At 56.4% G+C, this 17,751-nt stretch carries 11 protein-coding genes and 1 pseudogene; 1 reads left to right on the forward strand and 11 read right to left on the reverse strand.

Annotated features, from left to right (window positions below; genetic code table 11):
• Positions 1–14: 14 nt before the first annotated feature.
• The 9 genes and pseudogenes from brxF to BQ5462_RS00815 all read right to left on the reverse strand — a co-directional run bounded on the left by brxF (position 15) and on the right by BQ5462_RS00815 (position 13,115).
• A complete protein-coding gene (gene brxF, locus BQ5462_RS00775; protein WP_071141548.1) occupies positions 15–476 on the reverse strand; it encodes a BREX-3 system P-loop-containing protein BrxF in 462 nt (153 codons plus the stop codon).
• A 127-nt stretch (positions 477–603) separates the two neighbouring features.
• Positions 604–1,338 carry an RNA polymerase sporulation sigma factor SigH gene (gene sigH, locus BQ5462_RS00780; protein WP_083378019.1) on the reverse strand — a complete coding sequence of 245 codons (735 nt, stop codon included), beginning with the start codon at positions 1,336–1,338 and terminating at the stop codon, positions 604–606.
• Between the two features lie 59 nt (positions 1,339–1,397).
• Positions 1,398–2,150: a 23S rRNA (guanosine(2251)-2'-O)-methyltransferase RlmB gene (gene rlmB, locus BQ5462_RS00785; protein ID WP_071141549.1), complete on the reverse strand. Its 753-nt coding sequence runs from the start codon at positions 2,148–2,150 to the stop codon at positions 1,398–1,400.
• A 90-nt stretch (positions 2,151–2,240) separates the two neighbouring features.
• Positions 2,241–3,422, reverse strand: coding sequence for an FprA family A-type flavoprotein (locus tag BQ5462_RS00790; protein ID WP_071141550.1), 1,182 nt, complete (start codon positions 3,420–3,422; stop codon positions 2,241–2,243).
• A gap of 342 nt (positions 3,423–3,764) precedes the next feature.
• Positions 3,765–5,126 (reverse strand): alanine/glycine:cation symporter family protein, encoded by a 1,362-nt coding sequence (locus tag BQ5462_RS00795; protein WP_071141551.1) that lies wholly within the window; start codon positions 5,124–5,126, stop codon positions 3,765–3,767.
• Between the two features lie 33 nt (positions 5,127–5,159).
• A pseudogene (locus BQ5462_RS00800) lies at positions 5,160–6,898 on the reverse strand (ABC transporter ATP-binding protein/permease).
• Between the two features lie 127 nt (positions 6,899–7,025).
• Positions 7,026–10,175: an efflux RND transporter permease subunit gene (locus BQ5462_RS00805; protein ID WP_071141552.1), complete on the reverse strand. Its 3,150-nt coding sequence runs from the start codon at positions 10,173–10,175 to the stop codon at positions 7,026–7,028.
• A gap of 13 nt (positions 10,176–10,188) precedes the next feature.
• Positions 10,189–11,349 carry an efflux RND transporter periplasmic adaptor subunit gene (locus BQ5462_RS00810; protein ID WP_071141553.1) on the reverse strand — a complete coding sequence of 387 codons (1,161 nt, stop codon included), beginning with the start codon at positions 11,347–11,349 and terminating at the stop codon, positions 10,189–10,191.
• A gap of 107 nt (positions 11,350–11,456) precedes the next feature.
• Complete coding sequence (locus tag BQ5462_RS00815; RefSeq protein WP_071141554.1) at positions 11,457–13,115, reverse strand: hypothetical protein; 1,659 nt, start codon at positions 13,113–13,115, stop codon at positions 11,457–11,459.
• Positions 13,116–13,307: 192 nt separating this feature from the next.
• On the opposite strand from BQ5462_RS00815, the gene BQ5462_RS00820 reads away from it, so the two are divergent.
• Positions 13,308–14,723: an FAD-binding oxidoreductase gene (locus BQ5462_RS00820; RefSeq protein ID WP_071141555.1), complete on the forward strand. Its 1,416-nt coding sequence runs from the start codon at positions 13,308–13,310 to the stop codon at positions 14,721–14,723.
• 184 nt (positions 14,724–14,907) lie between these two features.
• Here the strand turns inward: BQ5462_RS00820 and BQ5462_RS00825 are convergent, their stop codons facing one another.
• Positions 14,908–16,029 (reverse strand): 5-methyltetrahydropteroyltriglutamate--homocysteine S-methyltransferase, encoded by a 1,122-nt coding sequence (locus BQ5462_RS00825; RefSeq protein WP_071141556.1) that lies wholly within the window; start codon positions 16,027–16,029, stop codon positions 14,908–14,910.
• A 252-nt stretch (positions 16,030–16,281) separates the two neighbouring features.
• Positions 16,282–17,403, reverse strand: a complete 1,122-nt coding sequence (gene hydE / locus BQ5462_RS00830) for a [FeFe] hydrogenase H-cluster radical SAM maturase HydE (protein ID WP_071141557.1) — start codon at positions 17,401–17,403, stop codon at positions 16,282–16,284.
• Between the last annotated feature and the right edge of the window lie 348 nt (positions 17,404–17,751).

The following is a 17,751-nucleotide window of genomic DNA, read 5'->3' on the forward strand; positions in this document are numbered from 1 at the left end:
TTCTCTGCTTTCTGTTATTCCACTTCAAAAATCGTATAATCCGCTGCGGAGATACGGATGGATTCCGTGCCATCGAATTTATCGTAGCACAGCAGCCCGTCGCTCACATAGCCCGGCCAGGCCAGGACCACCGTGTAAGCTTTGCCCAGGGCATCGATCACACTCTTGGGATCGATGTGGAATACCGGTACGAACAGGGTCTGTACCCGATCCAGCAGGATTACATCCCCCCGGTGGTCGCTCAGTTCCCGGGTCAGCATTTCCGGTGCCTGCGCCTTCCGTTCGCCAGGCAGCAGCTTCAGGAATTCTTCGGTGATCAGCAGACGGGTATCCACATAATCCCAGCCTTTGCTTTCGGCGGCTTCCCGCAGCAGTTTGCTCTTGCCGCTGCCGGGTTTTCCGGTTACGATCAGGACTTTCTCGGCTTTGGCCTTCACAGCTTCCACCTGGTTCAGGAATTCTTCCATTTGACTCATGTGTATCGTCCTCCCTTGGTTTTTTCCGCATACGATTGATTCCGCCATCGATAGTGACTTATTCGCCGGATGGAAAGGAATTTCCTGCAAACAAGCTGTTTTTTCTTTGGCGAAAAGAAATCATATCTCAGACTGTTTCAATTCTATCATTCTTTTCCTCAGACTGCAAAAGATGTTCCTTCGCCGCCATGATCAGGAGCCCCTTATTCAGGGTGGACAGATCCAGTTCATGGTGGCGGCTGGCCAGGAATTTCTCCAGTTTCTTCTTGACCCGCTGAAGGGCGTTGTCAATGGACTTCTGTCCCCGGCCCAGCTCCCGGGCAATCTGCTGGTAGGATTTATTTTCCAGATATTTGCACAGGGCCTGCCATTCCAGGGTACTGAGCATATCATTCACATTCTTTTCAATATCATCGAAAGACTCCTGGTCGATGACCAGGTTTTCCGGATCGATACCCCGGGCGGAGCCCAGCATGTCCAGCAGTGTCCGTTCCTTGCCGTCGTCGTACACCGGTTTGTCCAGGGACACGTAGCTGTTCAGGGGCTTATGCTTCTGCCGGGTGGCACTTTTGATGGCGGAGATGATCTGCCGGTTCACACACACGTCGGCAAAGACCTTGAAGGAAGCCTGCTTACCCGGGCGGTAATCCCGGATGGCCTTGAACAGACCGATCATCCCCTCCTGGATCATATCATCCTTTTCGGCCCCCACCAGAAAATAGCGGCAGGCCCGGAGTTTCACGAATTCCTTGTATTTGTCCAGCAGATAATCCTGGGCCTGGCGATCGTCCCGGTCCTGGATCAGCTGGATCAGTTCCTCGTCGGAACAGGTATCATAAAATTTACGGATTTCCTCCTGCAATGGCAGTCACCTTCTTTTGGGTTCGCTGTGCTGCTTCGCATATCATTGGACGCTGACCCTTATTTCTTTTTTCTCTCCGCCAGGATCCGCTGGCGGACGATATCATATAGCAGGATTCCGCCGGCCACGGAGGCATTCAGGCTGGATACCTGGCCCAGCATGGGGATGCGCACGATGAAGTCGCAGTTCTCCTTCACCAGCCGCCCCAGGCCCTTGCCCTCGGCGCCCACCACCAATACCAGGGGACCGGTCAGATTGGCATCGAAGTACTGGTCCCTGCCGTCCATATCCGCTCCCACGATCCAGAAGCCCTTTTCCTTCAGCTTCTTCATGGTCTGGGGAATGTTCCCGATCTGGATCACCGGCACGTACTCCACGGCCCCGGCAGAGATCTTGGCCACCACCGCATTCAGAGGGCAGCTGCGCCGCTGGGGCAGAAGGACGCCATGGACCCCTGCCGCGTTGGCGGTCCGGATCAGGGCCCCCACGTTCTGCGGATCCTGCAGTTCATCCAGCAGCAGCAGGAGCGGCGTCTCATTCCGGCTCTGCACCTGGGCCAGCACCGTATCCAGATCCTGGAAGGCCACCGGTGCTCCCTGGGCTGCCACGCCCTGGTGGCGCACCCCGTCTGCCAGACGGTCCAGCACTTCCTTTGTCACCTTTTCCACCGGGATCTTCCGTGCTTCTGCCAGGCTGATGATTTCACCCAGGCTGCCGCCATGGCTGCCTTCCTGGACCAGTACCTTATTGAAGGACCGGTTGCTGCGCAGGGCCTCCCGCACCGCATTCCGTCCCACGATCACATCTTGCATAATTCCTCCTGATATAAGGGAAGGGTTGCCGCGGTCTGCAGCAACCCCCTTCCCACTCCTTGCCATCCCCGCAGGAACGGTCTATATCCTTCATTCTCCCTTGCTGACCTTTTCCGCAAAGTCATAGCCGTATTGTTCCGCAGCTTCCAGTTCTTTCGGCAGCGGACGCCACTTCACATTGTAACCCGGCAGCAGTTCCATGCCGGATTCCTTGATCAGAGCTTCCATATCCTTTTCCGCACCGCCGGCCCAGCCGTAGGTTCCGAAGGCTGCAGCTTTCTTGCCAGTGGGTTTCAGCCCTTTCAGGTAGGTCAGGAAAGCGCCGATGGTGGGCATCATCCCGGAGTTCTGGGTAGGGGAACCGATCAGGATCCCTTTGGCGGTCAGCAGGTCGCTGACGATGGAAGCCTTCAGTTCACTGTGGTACCGGTACAGTTTTACCCGCATACCCTGTTTTTCGATGCCTTTCACCATGGCCCGGGCCATGGCTTCCGTGCCGCCCCACATGGTGTCGAACACCACCAGGACCCGGTCCATGGTCTTGCCGGTGCCCCAGTCTTCATACAGTTGCAGGATATCGTCGATGTGGCTGCGCCAGATATCCCCATGACAGGAACAGATCATCTTCAGCGGCAGGGTGCGCACCAGTTTCACTGTATTGGGCACCAGTTTGCGGTAGGGCATCAGGATGTTGGCGAAATACCGCTGGGCTTCGAAGAACATATTCTCCACTTCGGTTTCATCGTCGAACATCTTGCTGCAGCAGTAGTGCTGGCCAAACGCATCACTGGAGAACAGGATCTGTTCTTCCGGACAGTAGGTGACCATGGAATCAGGCCAGTGCAGCATGGGGATGGGCTGGAAGGCCAGGGTCCGTTTCCCCAGGCTCACCGTATCGCCCTTCTTTACAACCTTCATATTGAAGATGTCCCCGTAATGTTCCTTCAGTTCGTTGGCCCCCTGCAGGGTGATCAGGAACGTGGCCTTGGGGCAGGCTTTGGCCAGCGCAGGCAGGCTGCCGGAATGGTCCGGTTCCACGTGGTTCACCACCACATAGTCGATTTTAGCCGGGTCCACAATGGTGCGGATATTGGCCAGCTGTTCCTCGGCGAACATGGCCTTGACCCCATCGATCAGGCAGATCTTGTCATCCATGATCAGGAAAGAGTTGTAGGTCACACCCCGGGGGGTGGCAAAGCCGTGGAAGTCCCGCATGGTCCAGTCACGGATCCCTACTTCATATATATCGTTGACAACGGCACGTGCTTTCATGATATTACTCCTTTCAACACTCAGTACTGTTACTTTCGCTCATACATTATACTATTTTCCCCAATCAATGACAATTTGCAGAGAGTAAAACTTTCATGATTTTTCTTGCTGGTTTTTTCACCCCGTTCCAGACCGGAAAGCACTTTGGGGACCTACAAGAAAAAATGGGGGTGTGAAAAAATGCTTTTTCACACCCCGTCACTAGTCACTAGTCACTAGCCGATGGAAGCCAGCTGACGCTGGCGAAATAAAGGCGCTGTAGATGATTCTTTCACACCCCCATATGCCTGTTGCCTTTCTGACTGACCGACCGTGCCGGTTCCCTTCAGCTGGCTGCACCGATCAGTGGCTGCGTTCTTCCGCTTCTTCCTCCTTCTCATGCTGCAGATATTTCTTCGTTTCGGCCACCACTACACCGGAAAGCCCCAGCAGGGCAATCAGGTTGGGGATGGCCATGAGGCCGTTCACGATATCGGCCAGTACCCAGATGGCTTCCAGTTTCAGGAACGCACCGCAGCCCACCAGGATGATGAAGATGATCCGGTAGGGCATGATTCCTTTCGTACCCACCAGGTATTCCATGCACCGTTCGCCGTAGTAGTTCCAGCCCAGGATGGTGGTGAAAGCGAACAGCACCAGGCCCACCATCAGCATGTAGCCCCCGAAATGGGGATAGGCCTGCAGGAAGGCAGCGTTGGTCAGGGCAGCCCCGTTCAGGTCTCCCTTCCACAGGCCGCTGATCACCACCACCAGACCGGTCATGGTGCAGATGATGATGGTATCGATGAACGTCCCGGTCATGGATACCAGCCCCTGTTCTGCCGGCCATTTCGTTTTGGCAGCAGCGGCCACGATGGGTGCGCTCCCCAGGCCGGATTCGTTGGAGAATACGCCCCGGGCCACGCCGTTCCGCATGGCGAACAGCACACTGGCCCCCAGGAACCCGCCTACGGCAGCGGTGGGATGGAACGCATCATAGAAGATTTCCATGATGGCGCCGGGCACCTTGTCGGCGAAAATCACCAGAAAGCCCAGGGTACTGGCCATGTAGATGATGGCCATGGCCGGTACGACCTTGGAAGCCGTCTTGGCAATGCTCTGCAGTCCTCCCAGGGTAATGGCAGCCACCAGGATGGTCAGGACGATGGCAGTGTATTCCACCGGGATGCCGGCGTTCAGCTGGGTGATCTGCACGATGGAGTTCACCTGGGCGAACGTCCCGATGCCGAAGTAGGCCACCAGTACGCCGAAGAAGGCGAAGGCGATGGCCAGAGGCCGATAGGCTTTACCCAACCCGTTTTCGATGTAGTACATGGGCCCACCGGAAATCTGGCCCTTATCGTCCACCGTACGGAATTTCACGGCCAGGCAACCTTCCGCATATTTCGTGGCCATGCCGAAGAAAGCAGCCAGCCACATCCACAGGATGGCCCCCGGACCGCCTGCTTTGATGGCGGTCGCCACCCCGACGATGTTCCCGGTGCCTACCGTGGCGGCCAGTGCCGTACACAGGGCCTTGAAGGAGTCGATATCCCCTTCCCCCTTGTTCTCTGCCTTGAAGATCAGCTTCAGAGAGCGGGGCAGGTGCCGCACCTGTAAAAATCCCAGCCGGAAGCTGAGAAAGATCCCGGTCCCCACCAGCAGTACCAGGAGCGGCGGCCCCCAGACAAAGCTGTCAATGGCATTCAATGTTTCGATGTTCATGTTCTTCCCCCTTTTTCTTGAGCCCGCAGGCGCTCACAAAAACTCCTCCATCTTGTGTAAAGAAGCCGTATGTTTCGATTTATCTAAAGCCAGCACCCGTTGATGATAACGGAGCAGCGTACTTCTGTGTCCCACGCTGACCAGGGTGGTGGACTGCAGTTGGTCCCCCAGCAGCCGATACAGCGCATCTTCTGTTTCTTCGTCCAGGGCGGAGGTGGCCTCATCCAAAAACAGCCATTGGGGCCGGGTCAGTACCGCCCGGGCAAAGGCCAGGCGCTGCTGCTCCCCGATGGAGAGCACATGGCCCCAGTCTTCCTCTTCGTCCAGCCGGCCGGCCAGATACCCGATCCGGCACTGCTGCAGGACGCTCTTCAGTTCGTCGTCCCCCACGTCCCGCTTGCCGGGATACAGTACTGCCTCCCGCAGGGTGCCCAGGGGCAGATAGGGCCGCTGGGGCACGAACAGCAGCTGGTCGTGGGGCGGCAGGGCCACCCTGCCCCGGGTAAAGGGCCAGATACCCGCCAGGGCCCGGAGCAGCGTACTCTTGCCGCTGCCGCTGACCCCCTTGATCAGCACATCCTGCCCCGGTTCCAGGGTCACCGTGAACGGCTCCAGGATGGGACTGCCATCTGGAGATCCACTTCCAGGCTCTCCAGATGCAGAGCCCCATCGGTGCTTTCCTCCCGGTCCACCTGGCTGCGGGCACCGGCCTGCTGCACCCGGTCCATGTCTTCCTCAAATCCCGTGAGCCGGTCTACCACCGCCTGCCATTCTGCCAGAGAGGCGTACATATCCACAAAGTAGGACAGGGAATCCTGCACCCTGCCAAAAGCCGTGGCCACCTGCATCAGGCCACCCAGAGTCAGTTCCCGGCGCAGGAACCGGGGAATGGCCACCACGAACGGAAAGATGATGGCAATCTGGGAGTATCCGGAATTCAGCCATACCAGCTGTTTCTGCTTCAGGACGATTTTCCAGAAGTTCTCCAAAAGGAGCGCAAACCGATTCTTGAACACCCGGCCTTCCTGCTTTTCCCCCTGGTAGAATGCCACACTTTCGGCGTTTTCCCGCAGGCGCACCATGCTGAACCGGAAGTCGGCCTCCCGGCGCTGCTGGAAGAAATTCAAAGCCACCAGTTTGTGTCCCACTTTATGGGTCAGCCAGGTGCCCACGGTGGCATAGGCCACGGCCACCCACACCATGTATCCGCCGATGTGCCAGGTATGGCCCAGCAGGCTGAAGCGGAAGGGACCTGACAGCTGCCACAGGATCACCACGAAGGAGACCAGGGTGCACAGGGCCTTCAGGATGCCTACAAAGAAACCCAGCGTCTTCGTGACGAACAGGTTCACGTCTTCACTGATCCGCTGGTCCGGGTTGTCCATTTCCTTCCCGAACATTTCCAGCCGGTAATAGGTCTGGTGCTTCAGCCACCGGTCGATGTACCGGTTGGTGAGCCACCGCCGCCAGTTCAGGATCAGCACCTGCTGCAGGTAATAGGCATAGACCGCAAAGATGATATACAGGAACGCCAGGGCAGTGAACCGCCACAGCTGATGGAAGATTTCGTCCGTCTGGTAATTCTGCAGGGCCGTGTAGAACGCGTTGTTCCACTGGTTCAGCAGGACCAGCATCACCACCACCGCCAGCGTCAGCGCCAGGATGGCCAGCAGTAAGGCGTAGGCTTTTTTCTTTTCTTCGCTCTTCCAGTAGCTGCGGGTCAGCTGCCACACCTGGGAGAGTAGTTTTTTCGTACCATTTGTTTGTTTCACGTGTCCTTCACCTTACATAAACAAGAATAAAATCTATTATATCTGTTTCAATGAAAAAAAGCAAAGTTTTTCTGAACGAAAAAGAAAGGACTGCCGCAAAATATACGGCAGTCCTTGGAAGCAAAGGTTATTTCTTTTCTTCCGGAATGGGATCGTCCACAGATCCGATGGGGGTCTTGGGATGAAAGACTTTTTCAATGGTCAGGAACAGGACCGGAACCAGGAACAGGCTCAGGAAAGTGGAAGCCATCATCCCGCCGATAATGGCCGTACCAATGGAGGTACGGGAACCGGAACCGGCACCGGACGCCCAGGCCAGAGGCACAGCCCCGATAACCGTGGAAAAGGCGGTCATCAGGATGGGCCGCAGACGGACGGTAACCGTATCCACCAGAGCGGGCATGACGGCCCAGCCGTCGTCCACTCTCATCTTGGCGTATTCCACGATCAGGATGGCGTTCTTGGCCGACAGACCGATCAGCACGATCATCCCGATCTGCATGTAGATATCACTGGTAAGTCCCCGCAGGTACTGGAAACCAACGGCCCCCATAACGGCAGAAGGCACGGCGAAGATGATGCCCAGCGGCAGGCTCCAGCTTTCATACAGAGCAGACAGGCACAGGTAAACGAACACCAGGGAAATCCCGAACATCATGAAGGAGGAACTGCCGGCCGCTTTTTCGTCCCGGCTCTGATCCACCCATTCATAGGTGTAACCGGAAGGCAGGTTGCTGTTCAGCACTTCTTCAATGGCAGTGATGGCCTGGCCGGTAGATACCCCGGCAGCCGGTGCCCCTGCAATCTTGGCACCCCGGGCCCCGTTGAACCGGGTAATGACCGGTGCGGACTGGATTTCTCTGCTGGTAACCAGCGCACTCAGAGGTACCATAGCCCCGGTGTTGCTGGCCACATACAGATTGGCAAAACTCTTCACATCTCCTCTGTATTTGGGGTCAGCCTGGATAACCACTTTCCAGGTCTTGCCCAGCAGGTTGAAGTCGTTGACTTCGCTGCCGCCCAGGTTGGCCTGCAGTGCAGTAAACACACTGGATACGGGAACATTCAGGCTTTCTGCCTTGGCCCGGTCCACATCGAACTGGAGGGCAGGGGTCTGATCCGTAAAGGTGGTATAGATGGTTGCGATTTCCGGACGCTGGCGAATCTGCCCCAGGACCTTCTGCACATCGCTGGCCATTACATCGGTGTCATGACCCGTATTATCCATAATGTACAGGCTCAGGCTCCCGGTGTTGGACAGACCGGGCAGTACGGCCTGGTTAAAGGCCATCATGGTGGCTTCCGGCGTCTTGGCTCCCAGCATGTTCAGTTTCTTGATGACACTGTAAACACTCACATCATCGGTGGTCCGGTTCTGGATGTCGTCCAGTTTGACAGGCATGATCCCGGCACTGGATTTCCGGGCACCGGACAGGATATCGATACCGGAGATCTGCAGCACATGTTTCACTCCAGGGATCTGTTGGACAATCTTGGTCAAATCATTGCCCACTTTGATGGTCCGGTTGGAGGAAGCGGATTCGGGCAGGGCATAGGTCATCATGGCAAAGCTCTGGTCTTCTTCCGGCAGATAGGCGGAGGGAATCAGCTTGAAGAACATGCCGATCAGCACGAACACAATGGCAAGCCCCACCAGCCCCAGTTTAAAGTGGCGAAGCAGGCGCTTCACATTCTTGACGTATTTGCCTGTGGTCCGTTCCAGCCACCGGTTGAAGTAGCCGAACATCTTGCCCAGGAAGCCTTTGTTTCCATTGGGATCCTTGGGTTTGATCACCATGGCGCACACAGCCGGACTCAGGGACATGGCCACCACAGCAGAAATACTCAGAGACACCACGATACTCAGGGCAAACTGTTTGTACAGCACACCGGTGATGCCGCTCAGGAAAGCAACGGGCAGGAACACAGCCAGCAGTACGAAGGCTGTGGCCACAATGGCCCCGGATACTTCCCGCATGGCGGTATAGGTGGCTTCCTTGGGATCCATGCCCAGTTCATCCACATTGTGTTCCACCGCTTCCACCACGACGATGGCGTCGTCCACCACGATACCGATGGCCAGCACCAGGGCGAACAGGGTCAATGTATTGATGGTGAAATCAAAAATGATGAAGGATGCGAACGTCCCCAGCAAAGAGACCGGAATGGCCAGGGTAGGGACCAGGGTGGCCCGCCAGCTTTGCAGGAACACCCAGGTGATCAATACCACCAGGACCAGGGTTTCCACCAGGGTCACCACCACTTCCTTCAGGGACTCACGCACATAGTCGGTGTTGTCCTGTACAATGGTCAGCTTCAGATCCGGCGGGAAGTTCTTTTCCGCTTCGGCCAGCACCTTTCTCACGGCCGTCACACTTTCCAGTGCGTTGGCATCAGTGTTCAGGCTGATGGCGTAGTTCATGGCGTTCATGCCGTCCAGCTTACTGGTCACGTTGTCATCGCGGGGACCGAACTCGATCCGCGCCACATCCTTGACCCGCAGCAGATTGCCGTTCTGGTTCTTGATGATGATGTTGCCGAATTCATCGGCAGTGGTCAGACGGCCCTTCACACGGGCGGAATACTGGAATTCCTGATCCGCCTCGTTGGGCCGGGACCCGATGTTACCGGCAGGAGCCTGTACGTTCTGGCTTTGGATGGCATTCTTCACGTCAGCCGCTGTAACCCCCAAAGAAGCCATTTTCATGGGGTCCAGCCAGATCCGCATGGCCAGTTCCGGACCATATTCGTTGACTTCAGAAACACCCTTGACCCGTTTCAGGGCATCCACGAACTGGGTGGAACCGTAGGTCTTCATGAACAGGGTATCATAGGTACCGTTGGGAGAAGTCAGGGCGAAATACATGATGGTTTCGGCGGACTGCTTCTTGGTGGTCACACCATAGGTACTTACTTCGCTGGGCAGGGAGGCAGAAGCCTGGGCCACACGGTTCTGCACCTTTACGGAGTCCATATCCGGATCCGTGCCCAATTCGAATTTTACATTCAGGCTGTAGTTGCCGCTGTTGTCGCTGATGGAGTTCATATCCACCATGTTATCCACGCCGTTGACCTGTTTTTCAATGGCCTGGGCTACGGACTGTTCCACGACCTCCGCGTTGGCACCTACATAGTTGGTGCTGACGCTGATCCGCGGGTTGGAAATCTGCGGATACTGGGCAATGGGCAGGTTGTAGGCCGAAATGATACCGATCAGGGCGATGATAATGGAGAGGACGCAGGCAAATACAGGGTGATCAATAAAATACTTTGCCACTTACTGTACCTCCTTAGTTACCACTGGTACCCGTGCTTGTTGTATCCGTGGTATCCAGATCGGCTTCCGTCATGGCCGTGGGACTGACTTTCGCCCCTTCCTTCAGCTTCTGTACGCCTTCCACCACTACGGTTTCCGTGCCGTCCAGGCCGCTCTTCACCAGCCACAGTTTCCCGATCCGGGCCCCCAGCTGGACTTCCTTCATGCTGACGGTATTGTCGTCGTTGATCACATAGACAAAGTGTTTATACATCACGTCGGTGACCGCCCGCTGCGGGACCAGGATGGCATTGGGCACCAGGGAACCGGTCACGGTCAGGTTGGCGAACATGCCGGGCAGCAGCGTACCGTTGGGGTTGGGGAACTCGGCCTTCAGGGTCAGGGTACCGGTGGAATCGCTGACGCTCCGGTCCACCTGGCTGACAGTCCCTTTTTCCGGATAGGTAGTCCCGTCACTGAGCTTCATGGTTACGTTCTGCAGCTGGTTCCCGTTGTTGGTATTGCCCTTCATGATATCCAGGTAATCACCCTGGGATACGGAGAACCGTACCCGCATGGGATCGCTGCCGGAAATGGAGGTCAGGACCGTGGAGTTGGCCGTTACGAAAGCGCCATTGGCCAGCGTGGTGGTACTCACTTTCCCGGAGAAAGGCGCCACGATCTGGGTATCGCTTACATCCACCTGGGAGGACGCCACAATGGCCTGCTGGGCATCCACAGCAGCCTGGGCCTGGGCCAGCTGGGTGTTGTACTGATCCGCCGTCTGTTTGCTCACGGCTCCCTGTTCATACAGGGTCTGATACCGCTGGGCATCTTTCTGGGCATTGGCCAGGGTTGCTTCTGCATTGGCCAGATTGGCCTGCGCATTCAGCACAGAGTTCTGGTAGTTCCTGGGATCGATGACGTACAGCACCTGTCCTGCTTCCACATAGTCCCCGCCGTTCACCAGCTTCTGGACAATGGTCCCGGTTACCTTGCTCTTGATTTCCACATCGTTGGCCGCTTCCACGAACCCGGTGTAGTCGTAGGTAATGGGGGTATCACGCCGGATGACCTTCATGGACTTTACGGCCACATCTCCTGACATGGTAGCGGTTTTCTTGCCGCAACCGGCAACGCCTACCAGCAGAAGGAGTGCCATCCCGATGGATATCACTTTTTTCTTTCCTAACATGGACAATCCTCCTAAAATCCTGCCCTCCAGGGCATATACTGCAATCATGAAAAAGTTATAAATAACCTTGTATATTATAGCCTATGGAGTTTTCAGTTTCAAACGCTTTAATTTGCTGTTTTTGTTTTTGTTTCACCTGTTTTCGTGTTCTTGCTATTGTTTCCGTCGTTTGACTGGCTAGTCACAAAAACCTCACCGGGAAGGTTTTTCTTCAAATACGGAAGCACCTGTTCCGCCTCCAGGTCGAACTCCTTCTGGTCCCCATAGAGCAGGCCCAGGGCATCACCATCGAAGTAGTAGCCCGTCACATCCTTCGGGGTAAGTGTCTGACCAGCCTCCGCCGTCTCTTTGGCCACCATCTTCCAGAACTTGCCCCAGGGTTTGACCATGGCCTTCAGAGGGACTTCCTCCCCGGTCTTCACATTGAAGTTGAAGCACCGGGTAATGGCCGTGCTCCTGTCCCGTTCGGTCAAAAGGCCCAGCAGCATGATGCTGGCATAATTCTGGCCGCTGTACTTCACATCATAATCCAGATTCAGCCGGCTGCCGATTCCCAGATCCTTCAGATGGTTCCGGACAAAGGCTTCGATGCCATGGTTCAGCTTCCAGGCCAGTTTCCCGTCCAATTTCTGGAAATGAGGATATTCCACAGCCCCGTCTTCGGTGGCAACTTTCAAAGAAACGATTTCATAGCCGCTCTGGCCGGTGACCTTGTCCGTATTCACATAGGTGGGCCGGCTGTACAGTTCCGCCTGGAATCCCACCGTCCGGGGCTGCCAGCCGCCAGCCCGGTAATCCCACACCGTACGTACCACGCCCAGGGGATCGGAGTTGGTCACCCCCACCACCTTCTGCAATGTCACCACTTCGTCCATGCCATCCCCGTTCACGTCCAGGGCGCTGAGCTGGCTCAGGTTCTGGATGGTGGGACGCAGGCCCGAATCCTTCAGGCTGCCGTCGCCATTGTACACATTCAGATTCCGGTACGCTTCCTTCTCATTGCTTACATCCAGGGTGATGTCCTGGGTCAGGTTGGGGAAGGAAAGCTTCACCTGGTAATCAGGCAGATAGGTGCCCACCATGGACACCCCCTTATTCTCCTCCGGCCCGAAGATTTCTTCCATCTTTCCGTCCTGCACGTCCAGGATCCGGTAGGATACCATGCCCCCGCTGCCGCCGCTGGGGGCCGCAATGATGATGTTGGGCCAGCCGTTCCCTGTAACGTCAGCCAGGGTCAGGTACGCATTATAGCCTCCCAGGTCCCTGGGGCGGTAGTAATATTTAACCTTGCTGGGATTGGCGGCATTCACTTCTCTGGCCACCAGGTACATGTCTCCCATGAAGCTGGAGCCGTCCACCACCGGGTTTCCCATCAGGTCCACCACTTCATCCACGCCGTCCCCGTCAATGTCGCCGATGGCTTCACTGATCAGCTGGCCGTGCTGGATCACGAAATCCACCGGCCGGGTCTTGCGCAGGGAATCCCCCTTGGCCAGTTTCACAGGTCCTTCACCCCGGTCATCGGGGACTTCCGGTACTTTGCCGGCCTGGGTACCGGCCGGTTTCTTTGTCTCGTTCTTCGTCCTGCCGCCTTTTCCGGCCGTCTGTGCCGACGGTTTGCCCGCCGCGGCTTTCTCCCCCTGCAGCTGGGGGAACTGGCGCAGGTCCCTGACGGTGCCTGCCTCGGCCGGTGCCAGAGCCGGCAGGGACAGGACCCCTGCCAGGGCCAGACTGAGAAGCACCTGTTTGCGTGTATGTTGTTCCATGGTTTCCCACCTGATCCTTTCCGAAAATCACTGATTCCTTTCATTATACTATACTTTTGGTTTTGTGTCGCCCGATACGCCCCGTTGAGTTTTCACCATTTTTGAAATTTTAAGAAAGTTCTTTACGAACCAGAAGAAATTCGTTATACTTAATCTACGTTTGCGCTATAAACGAAAGGGGAATGAATAATTATGGTCGACTATCAACCAATCACTCCGGAGGTCCTGGAGGAACTCCGTGCCATCGCCGGCAGCCGGGTCCTGACTGGCGAAGATATCAACATGGACTATACCCACGATGAAATGCCCATCTATGGCATTGGCATGCCGGAGGCATCCATCGATGTAACCAGCACGGAAGAAGTATCTGCCATCATGAAGGTGTGCAATGCCCACCACATCCCTGTAACCGTACGGGGTGCCGGTACCGGCCTGGCCGGCGGCGCAACTCCCGTCCAGCGGGGACTGGTGCTGTGCACCATGAAAATGAACCAGATCCTGGGCTATGACGAAAAGAACATGAACGTACGGGTACAGCCCGGCGTGCTGCTGGACACCCTGAGCAAGGATGCTCTGAACCATGGCATGTTCTATCCTCCCGATCCGGGTGAAAAATTCGCCACCCTGGGCGGCAACGTGTCCACCAATGCCGGTGGCATGCGGGCTGTGAAATATGGTACCACCCGGGATTACGTACAGGCCATGACCGTAGTACTGCCCAGCGGGGAAATCATCCACGTGGGTGCTCCCGTATCCAAGAGTTCTTCCGGCTACAGCCTGCTGCACCTGCTCATTGGTTCCGAAGGCACCCTGGGCATCATCACCGAGCTGACCCTGAAACTGATCGCACCGCCCAAATGCCATGTAACCCTGATCGTGCCCTTCGCCGAACTGGCAGACGGCATTGGTGCCGTGCCCTCCATCAAACATTCCGGCCTGAATCCCCAGACCCTGGAATTCTTCGAAAAAGAAATCCTGGAATCCTCTGAACAGTACATGGGCAAGAGCGTATTCCCCAAACAGGTGGATGGCCAGGATGTAGGCGCCTACCTGCTGGTGACCCTGGATTCCAACGACCGGGAGCAGCTGGACAAACAAGTGGAAGAAGCCGCCGAAATGCTGCTGGAAGCCGGGGCCCTGGACGTACTGGTGGCCGATACCCCCATGTTCCTGGAAAAGACCTGGGCGGCCCGCTCCTCCTTCCTGGAAGGCATCGAAGAACAGTACAAGCTGCTGGATGAATGTGACGTGGTGGTCCCCGTTTCCTCCATCCCCGATTTCGTGCTGTACATCAAAGAAATCCAGGGAGACTTCCCCTTCGAAGTCAAGATGTTCGGCCACGCCGGCGACGGGAACCTGCACATCTATACCTGTGCCAACGATATGGAACTGCCGGTCTTCAAACAGGCTGTGGACCAGTTCATGCACAAGCTGTATGCCAAATGCACGGAACTGGGAGGCCAGATTTCCGGGGAACACGGGATCGGCTTCGGCAAGGTGCAGTACCTGGCTGAGAACCTGGGCAATACCTCCATGGCGCTGATGCAGGGCATCAAAGAGGTCTTCGATCCGAACCTGATCTTGAACCCGAACAAGGTTTGCTTCTGATAAGAAAAAGGGCTGTGATTTTTCACAGCCCCTTTTCTGTCACTAGTCACTAGTCATCAGTCACTAGTCATTGGAAGCCAGCTGACGCTGGCAAATTTAAGATTTTGCATCATCAAAAGGACCTGCCCGTCAAGGGCAGGTTCTTTCCATAAGCCAGAGACTCGAAACTAGTGACTGGAGACTTTTACAGCGTAGTCCCCCACACTTCTTCCGCCACTTCCTTCACCAGTTCCAGTTTGGCCCACTGTTCCTCCTCCGTCAGCTTGTTGCCGATTTCACAGGAAGCAAACCCGCATTGGGGACTGACACACAAATTTTCCAGGGGCACGTATTTTGCAGCCTCATGGATCCGGTCCACAAGGGCAGCCCGGTCTTCCAGGGCGGCCCGTTTTGTGGTCACCAGCCCCAGCACCACTTTTTTGCCCGGTGCCACTTCCTTGAGCGGTTCAAAGCCGCCGCTGCGTTCATCATCGAATTCCAGATAGAAGCCGTCCACGTGTTCCCGGCCGAACAACAGGGGCGCAACCGGTCCATATCCTCCTTTGGTGGCCCAGGTGGAGTGGTAATTGCCCCGGCAGACATGGGTGTTGATTGCCAGATCATTGGGATGGCCCTCCAGGGCCAGGTTGTTCAGCCGCAGGTATTCCTCGGCGATGGCCTTCAGGGATCTGGCTCCGTCCTGGCGCTTGTTCCAGTATTCCGTATCGCAGAACATGCCCCAGGTGCAGTCATCGAACTGCACATTCCGGCAGCCGGCATCGTACAGGTCACGGATCACCTGGCGGTAGGCGGCAGCAATATCCTGGATCAGCTGTTCATGGTCCGGATACACCGCATCGGTGATCTTTCCATTGTCACCCCGGTACAATTCTGCCAGCAGCTGGGCCGGTGCAGGCAGGGTCTGGCGGGCCAGGGTATTTTCATCCTCGAACTGCTTCACATACTTGAAATGTTCCACGAAGGGATGGTTTTCGCCGCTGATCCTGCCGGTGACGATGGCCGTGCCTTTGGTGGTCTCTTCTCCGTGGAAAAAGTAGCCATGGTCCAGTTCGATGTGGGTGATGCCCTGGAGCCCCCAGAAAAAGTCCAGGTGCCAGTAGCTGCGGCGGAATTCCCCGTCGGTGAGGGTATGCAGCCCGGCAGCCTTCTGCTTTTCGATCAGTTTGGCAATTTCCTCGTCTTCCACCTGCTTCAGATCCAGCGCAGCGATTTCCCCTTTGGCGAATTGTTCCCGGGCCTTTTTCAACCGGGCGGGACGTAAAAAGCTGCCAACAATATCAAAACGGAACGGTGCACGCAATGTCATTTGTATCTCCTCCAATAAGATTGTTTCGGTTGTTTGTGATGGTTCTTATTGTAGGGGATTCCCTGGTGTTTGTATAATATATAAAAAATAGCGGTTGTTATAGTTTTCAGCTATAACAACCGCTTTCATTATAGACCGGGCCTGCAAGCGGGCGGATCACGGATCCGTCCCTACATGGGTTGAGCAATACTCCCTTTCGCCTTGCACTGCCAGTCTGACATCTGACCTCTCAAAGTGAGCCCAGCGAACGCTCTATCTTCTTTCTGCGTCCGGATGCTCCTTGAAATAATGAGGGGAATCGCCCCATTCGCCGAAGCCCACCCGGTCTCCCACGCTGGCCACCCGGCCGGCCAGACAGTTCCGGCACTGGTCAGGACTGTCCTCCACGCAGGGTTTGTTGTCGTACAGCAGGTAATCGGGCCGGAATTTGGGCAGGGTCACAATGGGCATCAGGATGTTGGCCCCGGCCTTCAGCCCCAGTTCCCGTCCCAGGGGATTCAGGGCCTGGAGAGCCGTAGTGGCCGCAATGTTCCGGTCGGGCAAAAACAGCCGGGTCACGGCGATCATGTTCAGCCCCAGGATGAACCGCTCCTGCTGAGCCGCTTCCGTATTGCCGCCGGCAGCCACCACTTTCTTCCCGATAGGAGTATTATGGTGGACCACATAGGGCCCCATGCCGATCATGTCGATGTCCATGTCCCGGTAGAACAGGATATCCCCGGCCAGGTCGTCCAGGGTCTGGCCCGGCAGGCCGATCATCACGCCGGTACCCACCTGATAGCCAATCCGATGCAGGGTTTCCAGGCAGGCCTTCCGCACGGACCATTCATGGTGCCCATCCTGAGGATGGAGGGTGGCATAAAGCGCCGGATTGCTGGTCTCGATGCGCAGCAGGTACCGATGGGCTCCGGCCTGGAACCAGCGCCGATAGGTTTCCTCGGTCTGCTCTCCCACACACAGGGTAATGCCCAGCTGGCCGTGGCTCAGGTTCTTGATGTCCCGGAGCAGGCCTTCCACATAGGCGATGAACTCCTCATCCTGCCGTTCCCCGGATTGGAGGGTCAGGGAACCATACCGGTTCTCCCAGGCCCATTGGGCCATGGCCAGAAGGTCCTTCCGGTCCGTGTCGAACCGTTCCACTTCCTGGTTGTCCCGGCGGATGCCGCAGTATTTGCAGTTCTTGATGCACCGGTTGGAAAATTCCAGCAGGCCCCGGTAGTAGTCCACCCGGCCCACGGTGCGGGCCTTTACTTCATAGGCGGCATCGTACAGCCGTTTCCGGTCCTGGGCATCGGTCAGCCCCAGCAGGGTCCGCAGGTCGTCGCGGGTCATTGCCTGGCCCTTGGCCAGCAGGGTCGTCAAAGCATCGGTCATGATAATCCTTTCTGTAGCAAAACATAGGGGGAGGGGGAGTAGTTAAGTGGTTAGGGGTTAGGGGGTAGGGGTTAGGGGTTAGGGGGTAGGGGTTAGGGGGTAGTGATTAGGTGGGTAGTGAAGGAACAAATTTGCCTACGGGTGATTAGGTGGGTAGTGAAGGAACAAATTTGCCTACGGCAAATTTTATGGAATGGACAAAACCGCCGGACCTGGGAACGGACGTCCCTTATGGGCCGTCCCTACGGATTGAAGCGGAATGCACGATTTATGCGTAGCCCGGACCCAGGTCGCCCAGCGGGCCCTTTATTCATTGCCAGCTATGCTGGCATCCTCTTGTCACTATTC

This window comes from Acidaminococcus timonensis, from assembly GCF_900106585.1.
GTDB lineage: Bacteria > Bacillota > Negativicutes > Acidaminococcales > Acidaminococcaceae > Acidaminococcus > Acidaminococcus timonensis.